Annotated in this window: 11 protein-coding genes; 4 read left to right on the top strand and 7 right to left on the bottom strand. The window is 72.8% G+C overall.

Going from position 1 to position 13,487, the window contains the following annotated elements; translation table 11 throughout:
- The first annotated feature begins 61 nt into the window (after positions 1-61).
- The gene (locus DEJ48_RS05550; protein WP_150214986.1) at positions 62-1,063 is read left to right on the top strand and encodes a zinc-dependent alcohol dehydrogenase; all 1,002 of its coding nucleotides are present in this window, start codon (positions 62-64) and stop codon (positions 1,061-1,063) included.
- Between the two features lie 19 nt (positions 1,064-1,082).
- On the top strand, positions 1,083-2,048 hold the full coding sequence (locus tag DEJ48_RS05545; RefSeq protein WP_150214985.1) for a Gfo/Idh/MocA family protein: 966 nt from the start codon (positions 1,083-1,085) through the stop codon (positions 2,046-2,048).
- A gap of 21 nt (positions 2,049-2,069) precedes the next feature.
- Here DEJ48_RS05545 and DEJ48_RS05540 read toward each other — a convergent pair whose 3' ends face one another.
- From DEJ48_RS05540 to DEJ48_RS05515, 6 genes are all read right to left on the bottom strand, one after another.
- Positions 2,070-2,930, bottom strand: coding sequence for a phytanoyl-CoA dioxygenase family protein (locus tag DEJ48_RS05540; protein WP_150214984.1), 861 nt, complete (start codon positions 2,928-2,930; stop codon positions 2,070-2,072).
- Between the two features lie 50 nt (positions 2,931-2,980).
- On the bottom strand, positions 2,981-4,099 hold the full coding sequence (locus DEJ48_RS05535) for a hypothetical protein (protein WP_150214983.1): 1,119 nt from the start codon (positions 4,097-4,099) through the stop codon (positions 2,981-2,983).
- A gap of 7 nt (positions 4,100-4,106) precedes the next feature.
- Positions 4,107-5,333: a hypothetical protein gene (locus tag DEJ48_RS05530; protein ID WP_150214982.1), complete on the bottom strand. Its 1,227-nt coding sequence runs from the start codon at positions 5,331-5,333 to the stop codon at positions 4,107-4,109.
- Positions 5,330-7,483 (bottom strand): DegT/DnrJ/EryC1/StrS family aminotransferase, encoded by a 2,154-nt coding sequence (locus tag DEJ48_RS05525; RefSeq protein ID WP_150214981.1) that lies wholly within the window; start codon positions 7,481-7,483, stop codon positions 5,330-5,332. The genes DEJ48_RS05530 and DEJ48_RS05525 overlap by 4 nt, the downstream gene beginning before the upstream one ends.
- 7 nt (positions 7,484-7,490) lie before the next feature.
- Positions 7,491-8,696, bottom strand: a complete 1,206-nt coding sequence (locus DEJ48_RS05520) for a radical SAM protein (RefSeq protein ID WP_223831909.1) — start codon at positions 8,694-8,696, stop codon at positions 7,491-7,493.
- Between the two features lie 387 nt (positions 8,697-9,083).
- A complete protein-coding gene (locus tag DEJ48_RS05515; RefSeq protein WP_223831908.1) occupies positions 9,084-9,593 on the bottom strand; it encodes a peptidoglycan-binding protein in 510 nt (169 codons plus the stop codon).
- A 255-nt stretch (positions 9,594-9,848) separates the two neighbouring features.
- Here DEJ48_RS05515 and DEJ48_RS05510 point away from each other — a divergent pair, with 255 nt between their 5' ends.
- Positions 9,849-10,601, top strand: a complete 753-nt coding sequence (locus tag DEJ48_RS05510; protein ID WP_150214980.1) for a 3-hydroxybutyrate dehydrogenase — start codon at positions 9,849-9,851, stop codon at positions 10,599-10,601.
- A gap of 697 nt (positions 10,602-11,298) precedes the next feature.
- Complete coding sequence (locus DEJ48_RS05505; protein ID WP_150214979.1) at positions 11,299-12,303, top strand: ornithine carbamoyltransferase; 1,005 nt, start codon at positions 11,299-11,301, stop codon at positions 12,301-12,303.
- Positions 12,304-12,339: 36 nt separating this feature from the next.
- Here the strand turns inward: DEJ48_RS05505 and DEJ48_RS05500 are convergent, their stop codons facing one another.
- The gene (locus tag DEJ48_RS05500) at positions 12,340-13,434 is read right to left on the bottom strand and encodes a polyprenyl synthetase family protein (RefSeq protein ID WP_150214977.1); all 1,095 of its coding nucleotides are present in this window, start codon (positions 13,432-13,434) and stop codon (positions 12,340-12,342) included.
- Between the last annotated feature and the right edge of the window lie 53 nt (positions 13,435-13,487).

Genomic DNA, 13,487 nt, shown 5'->3' with positions numbered 1-13,487 from the left:
TGAGACTTCCGCAGGTCGCATCCGCCGGGGTCTGCTGGAGTCCGCTGAGGGGAGAAGAGTCATGCGCAGGTACGAACTCGTCGGCAGGCGCGACATCCGGCTGGTCACCGACGTGGCCGTGCCGGAGCCAGGACCTTCCGAGGTCCTGGTCCGCGTACGGGCGTGCACGGTCTGCAACCGCAGCGACCTCGCCTACTTCCACTACCACGGACTGCGCGAGCACTGCTCCCAGGGCTGTTTCGGCCACGAGATCGCCGGAGTGGTCGAGGCGACGGGGGCCGGAGTGCGGCGTGTGGTGCCGGGGCAGCGCGTGTTCGTGCGCACCCCGCTCACCACCGGATACGCCGAGTTCGCCCTGGCCCGCGAGGTCTCCGTGGGCGCCCTGCCCGACGCCGTGCCCTACGAGCAGGGTGCGCTCCTGCAACTGCTCCCGCTGGCGGTGCACGCCACGCGCGGCGTCCGGCTCGGCGACCGCGTCGCGATCGTCGGGCAGGGGCCCGTCGGGCAGATGGCGCTGCGGGTCGCCGTGGCGCGCGGCGCGGCCGAGGTCGTCGCCGTCGACCTCGACGACTGGCGGCTCGAACGGTCCTCGGCGGCGGGTGCGGACGCGGTGCGGCGCGTGGACGGCAGCGCCGAACAACTCGCTGCCGTGGGCGCCGACTTCGACGTCGCCGTCGACGCCGTGGGCACCCCCACGACACTCAACGCCTGCGTGGGCCTCGTACGACAGAACGGCCTCGTCGTCCTCCTCGGCACGCACCACGTCGACACGCACGTCACCGTCGACCTGGTCACCTGGGAACGCAAGGGCCTGCGGGTGCACAGCTCCGCGGAACCCCTCGACACCGCGCGCGCCGAAGCCCTCGCCGTCGCCGAACGTCTCGCCCACCGCCGCACCGACGCCCTGCGCCTGCCCGACCTCCACACGCACACGTACCCCCTCGACGAACTCCCCAAGGCCATGGAGCAGCTCTCCGCGAGCCGCGCCCTCTACCCCGACGCCGAACACGCCCCCTACGACGGCCCGCCGCCCGAGACCCTGAAGGTGGCGATCGTGCCCTGAGCGGGGGAGTCGCCGTGAAGTGGGGGACACCGTCGTGAAGTGGGGCATCGCCGGATACGGCGACATCGTGACCCGCCGCGTCCTGCCCGCCCTGTACGCCCTCGGCGAGGAGCCCGCGGCCCTCTGGGGCCGCGACCCACACCGCGCCGCGCGCACCGCGGAGCACCACGGCATCGCCAGGTCCGGCGCCGACGTCGACGTGCTCCTCGACGGCGTCGACGCCGTGTACATCGCCACCCCCGTCGTACGTCATGTGCCGCTCGCCCGCGCCGTCCTGGCAGCGGGCCTGCCCGTCCTGATCGAGAAGCCGCTCGCAGGCGGCCTCGGCACGGGGGACACGCTCGACACGGCGGGGCGGTGCGCGGGGGTCGCCTACTACCGCAGGCTCGCGCCCGCCGTGCGACGGCTGCGCGAGGAACTCGACGGCTGGACGCCGGACCTGGTCGAGGTGCACTTCCGGTGCGCCTTCGCGCCCGGCCCCGACGACCCGATGCGGTGGCGCACCGACCCCGCCCTGTCCGGTGGCGGGGTCCTCGCGGACGCCGGAAGCCACCGGATCGACCTGCTGCTCCATCTGTTCGGGCGGCCCCACGAGCTGACGGCGCGGCTCGGCGACCGCTTCCCGCGGGGCGCGGAACGACGCGCCGAACTCACCCTGGGCTGGCCCTCGGGCACACGGGCGCACTGCCTCGTGGAGTGGGGCAACGGCCCTCCCCTGGACCGCTTCCGGCTGGCGGGCGGCGGCCGCACGCTGACCCTCGCACCCCTGGACGCGGGCCGAATCGACGCACCCCCGGGACCCCCGCTCCTGCTTCCGCCGCCCGCCAACCCCCACCAGCCGCTGCTCGCCGACTTCGCCGTGGCCGTGGCGACCGGCCGGGAGCCGGTGTGCCCGGTGGCGGAGGGCCGCCTCGTCGACGACGTGATCGCGGCGGCGGAGCGGTCGGACGCGGCGGGCGGGCGCCCGGTGCCGGTGTTCGGGTGAGAACATGCGGGGCGCGGTGGATCACGCCCCGTCGTCCGCCGACCACGGGCGGAGCCAGCGCGGGTCCGGGCTGTCGTCGGAGCGTACGAAACGGGTGTCCACGGAGAGGCGCATCGCGTCCGTCGTCGTGTCCAGGGACGCGTGGATGATGCGGGGAAGGTGCACCATCACGTCGCCCGCCGCGAAGTCCGCGTACAGCCAGCGGCGGCCGAGCGTGCGGGCGGTCAGCTCCAGGTCGTGGCAGATCTGCCGCCGGTCGCCGGGCCGGTCGGTGGTGTCGCGCAGCGGGGCGTACTCCTCCGGGGGCAGCCGGTGGGAGCCCTCCAGGTAGACCAGGGCTCCGGTGGGCGGCGGGCAGTCGCCGACCGGGATCCAGAAGGTGACGACGCGCGGCGACCCCTCGTCCATGTAGTCGAAGTCGACATGGGCGCGGGAGGCGCGCCGGGTGCCGCGGTGGAAGTGACGCAGGATGCGACGCGGCAGCATCTCCGCCTTCGCGTCGAGGAGTTGACCGGCGAGCTCGGACAGGACGGGGTTCGCGACGAACTGGGCGAAGGGCTCCGAGCGCACGAACGCGTAGGCCGGGTGCCCCGCCACTCCGTACTCCGGGACGTCCTCGGGCACGTGGCCGGAGAACACGCCGTCCTCGGGCGTGCTGCCCGGCGCGAGCAGACCCGGTGGGAAGAGGGAGAAGTACCGGCCGCGCAGGCGCAGCACCTCCGCGCGGTCGAGCAGCCCCGGCAGATACAGATAGCCGTCCGCGTGCAGCCGCTCCCGCAGTGCGCCGGCGTCCCTCGTCCCCAGCAGGTCCGCGCTCGGGCGCAGCGGGCCGAAGAGTTCCGGCGTGAAGGGTATCGGTACGCCGTTCGACGACAGGTTCACGATGCGTGTCCCTCGATCCTTCGGGTCGGGCGGTCCGGCCTGCGGACCGGTCAGTAGACGCCTTCCACCGCCTCCTCGGCGGCGTCCCCGGACTCCACGAAGGGCCGCACGGCGGCCACCCCGTCCCAGGGGAACCACGGGTGCGGCCCGGTTCTGACCGCGCTGTCCCGCTCCAGGAGGTTCGGCAGGAACAGGTCCTCCAGGAGCGTCGTGGCGCGCACCCGGCCCCGCTGTCCGACCTCGACCTCGCGCCACGGGTCGGAGTCGTCGACGACCTTCAGGACCGCGAAGGGCGGGGGCAGGTGGTAGGAGTGCCCGGTGCCGCCCGCCACGGCGGGAGTGCCCGGCACGGGGTCGGCCTGCAGGGCGTGGCCGACCAGCGTGTTCCCGTACGTGTCGATCCACTGCACGCCCGCCAGGTGCTCCTCGCGCAGGAACTCGGCCTCGGCTGCGGTGCACGAGGTGCCGCCGGTGCAGACCGCGCGGATGCCGTACGTGTGCAGGGGCCGGGGCAGCCGCATCGACAGCTCGACGAGCAGCCGGGAGGTCGTGAAGAGCAGCGAAGGGCGTTCGGTGGCGAGCAGCGCGAGGGTCTGGTCGATCAGGTGCGCGGTGTAGGCGCCTGCCTCGCCGCCCGCGCGCAGCGCGGCCTTCACCCACCGCGGGTCGAAGTCGATCGCGTGCACGGCGCCGCACCAGCTGTCGGCGAGGCCCTCCACGAAGTGCCCGTACGCGTGCGGTCCGCTCGGCGTCATCGCGAGGATGTCGCCGCCCGCGACGCCGCGCGCCTCCAGCACGGTGCGGTAGACCTCCACGTCGTACGCGAGGCGGGTGACATTGACGATCCGGCAGGGCGGGCCCGTGGAGCCGCCCGTCTCGAAGACCCGGAAGGGCCGGTCGCGGTAGCCGCGCGGGCGCAGGTCGCGGACGTTCGCGGCGCGCAGCTCGGCCTTGTCGAAGAGGCCGAAACGATCCAGGTCGGCGAAGCCGCCGATGTCCTCGACCGGGTCGAAGCCGAGCTTCCCGCGCCGCGCCACCCAGAAGGGGCTGCCGGTCTCCGGGTCGAAGTGCCAGCGCATCATGCGGCGCGTCCACGCGTCGAGGCCGATGCCGAGCTCCGGGACGCGCTCGCGCAGTCTGTCGGGCAGGGTGCCGAAGCCGGTGGTCATGCGGGCCTCACTTCGCTGGGCGGTACACGAACAGGGATTCGGCGATGATGGCGTCCGCGGCACGGGGGGAGGCGCTCAGGACGGCGGCGAAGGGGAAGGGGACCTCGTGGCCGATCAACGGATGAGTCGCGGAGGTATCCGTGGCGTCCGGGGCCTGCGCGCCCGGTGTGGGCGACGTCAAGTGACCCTCCAGCAGCACGAGATGGGGCAGCGCGTACACGTCGCCGGCCGTGCCGTGCAGGACGGGCGGCCTGCGGGTCAGGACGCGGTCGCCGGGACGGAGACGGTCGCGGACGCCGCGGGTCACGCGCTCCGCCGCGCCCGGCTCGCGGAAGGCCGTCAGCGGCCACGCCCCGTCCGGGGACAGCGCGTCGAGGGCGGCGGCGAGGCTGGTGGCCAGGGCCGCGGCGGCGTCGGGCTTCTCGCAGACGACGGTCCGTACGTTGCTGCAGAAGCGCCCCGAGTCCGCCGCGATCAGCGGCAGCAGCCACGCCACGGCGTCGTCCGTCGGCATGTCGGGCGGCACGAGCGCGCAGCCGCGGCCCGGGCCGTGCAGCGTGAGCGCGGGGGAGGAGCGGACGGAGGCGGCGAGCCCCGCGCCGCCGTAGACGACGTGGCGGTCGGTCAGCCGCAACAGGCCGTGCAGGGAGCGCTGTTCACCCGGATAGAAGCCGAGGCGGGCCCGGGGCCAGCCCGCCGCGAGCAGGGCGGCGACGAGGCGGGCCGCGGAGAGCGGTTCGCGGCGGCTCGGGCGCAGCCACACCCCGGCCGAGCGCTCGGCCTGGTCGCAGACCGCGGCCAGGCAGGTGAAGGTGTTGCCCGGCAGCGCGACCAGGGCCAGCGCGCCGTCCGGCTCGGGGACGTCGTCCTTCTTCAGGACGCCGTCCCGCAGCATCGCGCACCACCGGTCCACCAACGGGCCCGGCAGCCCCGCGCTCTCCCACAGCGCCGCGCGGAACGCCTCGCCGCTCTGCTCACCGACGCCTCCGACGGTGAGCGTGTCTCCGGCGAACAACTCCAGTGCGGTGAGCAGGAGTTCACGGCGTCCGGTCAGCAGGGGAAGGCCTGGCAGGCCGCTGTCCCACCACCGCCGGTCCGCGTCGGCGACGATCTCCGGTACCAGAGCGAGTTCCCGTCCGGCGGGTCCGGGCAGGGGTGCTCGGTCAAGGGAGGTGCGCCATTCCCCTCTGCGGAAGGCGGAGATCGTCTCTGCGACAGGGGGTTCGGGGGTCACGGCAGCTCGCTGCGGAGTGCGGCGACCACCCGGATCTGCTCGGCCTCCGTGAGGGACGGGTACAGCGGCAGCGCCACGTGGTGCCGTGCGAACCAGCGGGCCCGCTCGAACGGGCCTCCCGCGGCGTCCAGTTCACGCTGGCGCGCGAACTGCGGGTGATCGCACAGCAAGTGGTCGTAGACCTCACCGGCCAGCGCCACACCGTGCCGCTCCCGCAGGAGCTTCTTCAGGAGCGGCCGGTCCAGCGGGCCGTCGGGATCCAGATAGGCGAGGTACTTGTAGTAGTTGCTGCCCGCCGCCGCGGGCACGGCGTGCGGGCGGATGCCCGGGACGTCCGCGAGCAGTGCGTCGTAGCGGGCGGCGAGTACGCGGCGCGCGGCCAGCGTGCCGGTGAAGCGCTCCAGGTCCACCGTGCCGACGGCGGCGTGCAGTTCGCTCAGGCGCCAGTTGCCGCCGGGCCGGTCGTGCAGCGTCGAGCCCTGGGCGCTCTTGCCGTGGTCGCGCCAGCGCCGCACCTGCTCCAGGTCGTCCGCCGACGCCGCCGACAGCAGGCCGCCCTCGCCGCTCACCGCGACCTTCGTGGGGAAGAACGAGAACGCGCCGAACCGCCCGAAGCTCCCCGCGGGGCGGCCGTCGAGCGTGGCCCCGAAGGCGTGCGCCGCGTCCTCCACGACGGGGATGCCGTACCGGTGGCAGTGGGCGAGCACCGGGTCGAGGGCGGGCGAGACGATGCCGCCGATGTGGACGGGCAGCACGGCGGCGGTGTCGGGGTGCCGGTCGAGGGCGGCGTGCAGGGCGTCAGGGTCCATGCCGAGGCCGTCGAGCTCGATGTCGACGAAGCGCACGGCCGCCCCGGCGCGCACGGCGGCGGCCGCCGTCGCGAAGAACGTGTTGACCGGTACGAGTACCGTGCGGCCCGCCACGCCGATGATGCGCAGGGCGATCTCCAGCGCCGCCGAGCCGGAGGCCACCGCGGCGGTGTCCGTGCCGGTCCAGGGGTGGGCCAGCTCCTCGAAGCGGGCCACTTGCGGGCCCTGCGTGAGGATGCCGGAGGAGAGCGCGGCGTCGACGCGGTCGAGTACGGTACGCCGCTCGTCGACCTCGAAGTGGATGCGCTGGGCGGGCACCTGGGGCGCGGCCTGCGTCGGCGGTCGGGTTGTGGCGAGCGTGCGCGTGAAGAAGCCCGCCGCGTGGCCGACGTGGGTGCCGTGTCCCATGGCGAGCTCGTGGACCTCGACTTCGGCGCCGACGTTCGTGTACGTCTCCCGGACGGCGTCGGCCGCGGCCCGCGCGTCGTCGGGGTCCAGGTAGGAGTCCGCGGTGCCGTACTGGAGTTGGAGCGGGGCCGGGGCGAGGGTGCCGTACAGGTCGGGCAGGTCGGCGTACTCCAGGATGCCGGGGAGCACCGCGCCCTCGTGGCCGGTCAACAGCCGCTCGAACAGGGCCTGGTAGCTGCCGAGATGACTCGCCGTGCACAGCGGGACGTCCTGGCGGCCGGAGAGCAGCGCCGTGTGCAGGGCGACCGCCGCGCCGAGGCTGTGGCCGAAGAGGCCGACGCGGAGCGGATCGACGCGCGGGTGGGCGTCGAGGACGTCGAGGGCGCCCAGGGCGTCGCCGGTGAGGGCGCCGAGCAGGGAGCGGCCGGTCAGCGCGAACGCGTGGGCCAGCAGTGTCCCTTCGTCCCGGCCCGCCCTGCGTCCGGCGTCCAGGCCGCCGCCGATGCCGTGGTCGAAGGAGAGCGTGACGAAACCGGCCCGCGCCAGCTGTTCGGCGACGTTGCGGTCGGGGTGGTCCGGCGGCACGTCTCCGGTGAGCTGGTCCAGGCGGGCGTTCTTGCCGCCGAGCACGAGGACGGCGGGGCCGGGCGCCGGGTCGAGCGGGGCGAGGAGCGTCCCGTCGAAAGAGCCTCGTACGGGGGACTGGAACACCAGCCGCTCGTGGTGCAGGCCTTCGCGTACCGAGGCGGTGCTTTCGACGGTGACGAGCGGGGCCCGTTCGACACGGGCCAGCCGCTCGACGACGGCGCGCACCCGGCGGGCGCGGCCGGCGTGCTCCCCGACACCGCCGGCACTGTCGGCGTTCTTGGCGTTCTTGGCGTGCCGCAGGGTCGGCTCGGTGGCGAGGAGCCGGCGTAGGTGGCGTAGTTGCATGTGCGGCTCAGACGAAGTCGCCGTGCAGGGTGCTGGGCACTTCCAGCGCGTACGCGTCCAGGGCCTCGTCGAGTTTGATCTGACCGCGTTTGAGGAGCTCGAGGAGCTCGTTCTGGGGGCGGTAGAAGCACGACTTGCACAGGTCGGTCCTGCGCGGGTTGGACGCCTCCCACTCGGCGCGCGGCCCGCCGTCCAGGACGTCCGCATATCCCTGTTCGAGGACGTTGCCGATCAGGTAGCGGCTGTTGAGGTGCACCTGGGGGCAGGGGTAGAGATTTCCGTCGGCGCCGACGGCCGTGACGAACCGGCTGTAGTGGCAGTGCTCGAAGTCGCCCTCGACCTCTTCGACCTGGTCCATCGGGCCGCGGTCCAGTTTGGGGACCGACACCTCGAAGGCGTCCGTGGAGAGCGCGGCGGCGCGGGTGAGGGATTCGGAGATCTCCGGCATCACGGATTCGATGGTCTCGTGTCCGAGAGCGCTGTAGAACTCGGGTTCGAAGCGCACGTAATGCGCGCCGGACTCATGGGCGATATGGGCCGCCTCCATGATCTCCCGGTAGTTCTGCAGGGTGATCACGTAGTTGAAGCCGATGCGGAAGTCCGGGTCGACGGCGTTCTCGCGGAGCTTGCCGACCGAGCCGATGAACTTCGAGAACGTCTGCTCGCGGTCGCGCGTGATGTCGTCGAAGGTGGCTTCCGTGCCCGCGTTCAGGCCGATGCGGACCCAGGTGTGCGTCTGCGCGACGCAGTCGGCGACCTTGGGGCGGCCGAGGCGCGATCCGTTGGTGATCAGCCCGATCCGCAGGCCCGCCGCGTGGCCGGCGTGGCAGATGTCCGCGTAGCCGGGGTGGATGGTGCACTCACCGCTGCCGCAGAACGTCACGGCACGGCCCTCGTTCGCGGCGAACTCGCGGAGCAGCGTGACCGCCTTGTCCGTGGCGATCGAGTCCTTGAACGAGAACAGGTCGTAGAACTGCTCCTCGTTGGGCGAGTGGAAGTTGCAGAAATTGCATCGCATATTGCAGGCGCCCATGATGCCGATCCGCATGTGGACGGGTTTGATCTCCTGCCCCGCCACGAAACGCCGCAGCAATTCGCCGTGTGCCAGGACCTTCTGCGGTGAGTGGGCCTGATCAAGACTGACGAGGGGCAGACCTTCACGATTCTGGGGAGCTGCCATTTTGATGTCGCCGGAACCGGGTGTGCTGTTCACGAACCCCCCACGCGAGATCGAGGTGCGGTGTCGTTCTTCTGGCGGTTCTCGGGACATTAGGGAGCGCCACAAAGGCTGTCAATGGGTCTAGACAACCCGGGAATTGTTGGCGGAATCAGGGACGCCGGTCTGTTCGAGGAGTCGTCCTGCGTGGTAATCGAGGACCCCTCGCACGTGGTTCAGGGCGCGTCTGCCGTGGACGACGTCCATGCCACCGCGAGCCCGGGGTCGGTGAGACTGCCGGTGTCATAGGCGCCGAACCCCCTCGGCGGCGCCGCTCCTTGGACGTCAAGAGGCGGAATTTCGTCAAGTACGGCGCGGAAGGGGCGGAGATCGGCAGATGTCGTTTGCTGTTGAAGCAGTACTGCACGACGCGCAGGGAATCTCTCAGACGCCGTTGGCGAACCGCTTGAACGCGGCTTGGAACTTGGGGCCGACGGTCCCGTCGAACGGCTCGGCGAGCCCCCAGTTCGTCCGCAGCATCTTGTGCAGCGGCCTCAACGTGGCCATGTCGAGGACTCCGTTGATCGGGCCGGTGTAGTTCCACTCCGCCCTCAGACAGCGCTGGAACGCGGCCCAACTGCTGGTTCCGAGAGCGCCGTTGACCGGGCCCGTGTACTGCCAGTGCGCCGCGAGCCAGATCTGCACCTTCTCGGCCTCCGCCGGGGTGAGGCCGAGGTTGCTCTGCGAGAGCGGCGTGGCGGAGGCGCTGGTGCTGGGTGCGGCGGGCTTCGGGGAATGGGCGGTCGTCGCTGGCTTCGGGGGATGGGCGGACGTCGCGGTGGCCGCCGTCGCGGCCGCCAGGCTTCCGGCGGCGAGGCCGGCCGCGACGCCGAGACCGAGGAGCGCCCTGGTCGCGGTGCGTCGGCGGATTCGAGTGCGCTCGTGCGGTCCCATGGGTGTCCCCCTGCCCTCGGCGCCGCCTCCGGTCGGGGCGGGCGCTCGGACAGAACGTACTTCTCGGGAGCGGGCGTTCTCGTCAACCCGTGAGTTGGGCTCCCGCTCCATCGACCGCGGTAGTCACGGTGCACGGCAAACTTCCGCGGTACGTGGAGGTGCGCCCCGTACGGCGCCCGCCCACACCCCGCGCCCCCGCACTGTGGTGCCCGCGACCATGGGAGGACCCGCCCCCGCTTCCTTAGCGTTCCGGGCATGACGAGCGAACACTTCACCGGCCGGTCCGTCCTGGTGACCGGCGGCGGGAGCGGCATCGGGCGGGCCTGCGCCGAGGCGTTCGCCGCCGCCGGCGCCCTGGTCCATGTCGTCGACGTGGACGCGGAGGCGGCCAAGGCGGTGGCCGACGCGGTCGGCGGAGTGCCGCACGCGGTGGACCTCACCGACGCGGCCGCGATCCCCGGACTGCCCACCGCCGTCGACATCCTGGTCAACAGCGCCGGCACCCAACACATCGCCCCCATCGAGGAGTTCGACCCCGACCGGTTCGACTACCTGCAGCGGCTCATGGTCACGGCACCCTTCCTGCTGCTCAAGCACTGTCTGCCGTACATGTACGGGCGGGGCTGGGGCCGGGTCGTGAACATCTCCAGCGTCCACGGGGTGCGGGCGAGCCCCTTCAAGTCCGCGTACGTTGCCGCCAAGCACGGTCTGGAAGGCCTCAGCAAGGTCGCCGCGCTGGAAGGCGCCCCGCACGGGGTGACCAGCAACTGCGTCGACCCCGGCTACGTCCGCACGCCGCTGGTCGAGGGCCAGATCGCGGACCAGGCCGCCGTGCACGGCATCGCGCCGCGGGACGTCGTTTCGGACGTCCTCCTCGACCGTTCCGCGATCAAGCGGCTGATCGAACCGGCGGAGGTCGCGGAGATCGCGCTCTGGCTGTGCGGGCCCCACACGGGCTACGTCACGGGAGCCTCGCTCCCGGTGGACGGCGGCTGGGGGGCGAGCTGACGAGCCGGGCGAAAGAGTACGCGGAACTCCCCGAGGAAAACCCTGGGTTCGTCCACAGGGCCGAGTGGTTGAACGACGGAACCACCGGCTCACCACTCCCGCGGAGAAGCCCGGCGTGCGTGCCTACGCCACATCCGCCCCGCCCGTCCCGCCGAACCCGGCCGCCCACCCCGGCCCCCGGGCCCGGACTCCAGGGTTTTCACGGTCGCCCTCGCCCGCGCGCGGGGCCAAGGTGTACCCACGGCCGCGGAACCGTGGCGGACCTGAAAACACCGATGGGGGAAAAGAGATCCGGTGACCGGACGTACTACGGGGGTGTACGAACGGGTGGTCCGTGCAGGATCGGGGGAGCGACCGTCGCGAGGGCGGGGGACGGGGGTGCCCGACGGCACCCCCGCTCGGGTGCGGAACGACTCCGTGACCGGGCGCGCTCCACTGCTGCCGTCGAGGTTGTGGGTCCCGGACGACGGCGTGAAGCGAGCCCGCGATGCGGGCGGGACGACCCCGGCGGTTCGGTCGAGGACCGAACCGCCCACGCCCTTGTCGCGAACCGCCGCGGCCCTGCGGTCAGGCCCCACACGGTCGGCCCCCTCGCGGTCGGGCCCACCGTGGACAGGTCCGACGCGGTCAGATCCATCGCCGCGAGGCCGACCGCCGACGGGCCCGAACTCGCCCCACGACTTGCGTAGGACAACCCATGACACCCCTCACCGCCACCGCCACCGCCTCGCGCGGCGCCCCGCCCCCCGCCCCCGAGACCGGCCTGTTCTCCCTCGCCGATCTGACCGCGGAGACCGTCTCCCGACTCGTCGAACGCACCCTGGAGTTGCGTCGCGACCGCACCGCCCACGCGGACCCCTTGTCCGGTGCCGCGCTCGGCATCCTGTTCGCCCTGCCGTCCACCCGCACCCGGACCGCCTTCACCGTGGCGGCCGTCCGTCTCGGCGCCGCCCCCCTCGCGTACGGCCCCGGCGACCTCCACCTGCCGACGGACGAGGCCGTCGAGGACACGGGACGGTCGCTCGGCAGCATGCTGGACGGGCTCGTCGCCCGGCCCGCCGGGTCGCTCGACGACCTGCGCCGCCTCTCCCGCCACGGACACCTGCCCGTCGTCAACGCCATGACGCCGGAGGAACATCCCACCCAGGGGCTCTGCGACCTGGCCACGCTGCGGCTGACGCTGGGGAGCCTCGACGGGCTGCGACTGCTGTACGTGGGGGAGGGCAACGGCACCGCGACGGCGCTCGCGCTCGCCCTGTCCGGTGTTCCGGGTTGCGAGGCCACCTTCGCCTGCCCGCCCGGCCACGGCCTGCCCGACGGGCTCCTCACGACCGCCAGGAAGCGTGCCGCGCCGGTCGGGGCCACCTTCACCTGCCGCGACTCGGCCCGTTCCCTGCCCGCAGGCGTCGACGTCGTCTACACGTCCCGCCGCAGAACCACCGGCACCGGTGAGTCCGATGCCGCGTGGCGCGAACGGTTCCGGCCGTTCCACGTCGACGAGGAGTTCATGACGCGCCGCCCCGGCGCCCTGCTCCTGCACGACCTGCCCGCGCGCCGTGGCGACGAGGTCTCCGGCGCGGTTCTCGACGGCCCCAGGTCGGTGGCCTGGACGCAGGCGTCCATGAAGCTGAGCGGTGCCATGGCGGTTCTCGAATGGGCCCTGGGCGCCCAGGACGACAGAGGCGCGAAGGCCGGGCTCTGAACGGCCCGGGGAACGGCATTCAGGTCGGTCAGCCGGTCATCCGGTCCGCCGGGCGTTCAGTTGCGGTATCTGCTCGAAGACGGTGACGGCGTCCTCGCGCCAGTGGGCACGCCAGGACGCGGCTTCGGCGGTGGCGGCCGCGCCGTACCTCTCGATGGTCTCCTGCAGGTGTACGTCGACCCGGTGGTCCAGTGCGATGGTGCGGAGCCGTTCGAAGGTCCGCGGGTCGGCGTCGGGGGAGCGGAGCGCGGCCCGCACGGCGGCGTGCGCGCTGCCGCTGGTCGCGGCCAGCAACGCCCGGGTGACATAGGTGTGACGGCCGGCCCGGACGTCCACGCCGACGGGCTTGCCGGTGAGCTGCGGGTCTCCGAAGAGGTCGAAGTAATCGTCCCGGATCTGCCCGCCTATGCCGGCGAGGGCGGCGTAACGGCGCAGGCTGGGCTCGTGTTCGGAGGGGTCGGCGCCCGCGGCCAGAAGTCCCATGCGCAGGGGCGCGAGGACGGTGTAGCGGGCGGTCTTGAAGTCGGAGACGCTGTCGAGCAGTTCCTGACCGGGAGCGGGCAGCAGGTCGCGTTCCAGGTCCAGGACCTGCCCGAATATGGTGTCGGTGGAGGCTTCCAGCTGGACCTGGAGCATGGCCTGTTTGAGGGCGGCGGGGAGGTCGGCCTCCAGCAGGACCCGCAGGGACAGGAAGCCGGCGAGGTCGCCGACCATCATGGCCATGCCCAGCGCGCTCTGCGGGCGATCGGGCAGATCCTCCCGGCAGGCGTACAACGTCGAGGGGCCCCCGCGTTTGACGGGCGCGTCGTCGATGATGTCGTCGAGGATGATCGAGTGGGCCTGGAGCAGTTCCAGACTGAGGGCGCCCTCCGCGAGTCCGGGCACCTCGTCGTCGGTGACGAGGCGGGCCGCCTCGTACAGCAGCGCGACGCGCAGCCGCTTGCCGCCCCGCAGCGACAGCTCCGCCAGCAGGTCCAGGCAGCGGGGCGCGAACCCGCTGAGGGGCGGCCGTTCGAGGCTGTCCGTCAAGTCGGCGAAGTACTGGGCGAAGGCCGCCTCGAACCGCTGCCGGTGCCCGGCGACACGTGCCAAGGCGGTCGAGGGGCTGGTGGGGTCGCCGTGCAGGGACATTCGGGGCCTTTCCGCTGGGTTCGACGCCCAGCATGCCAGCGCCGGCGATCTTG

This window comes from Streptomyces venezuelae (assembly GCF_008642315.1).
Taxonomy (GTDB): Bacteria; Actinomycetota; Actinomycetes; order Streptomycetales; family Streptomycetaceae; genus Streptomyces; species Streptomyces venezuelae_D.
Note: the sequence above shows the minus strand (reverse complement) of the source record. Positions and strands in the feature narration are given on the sequence as shown.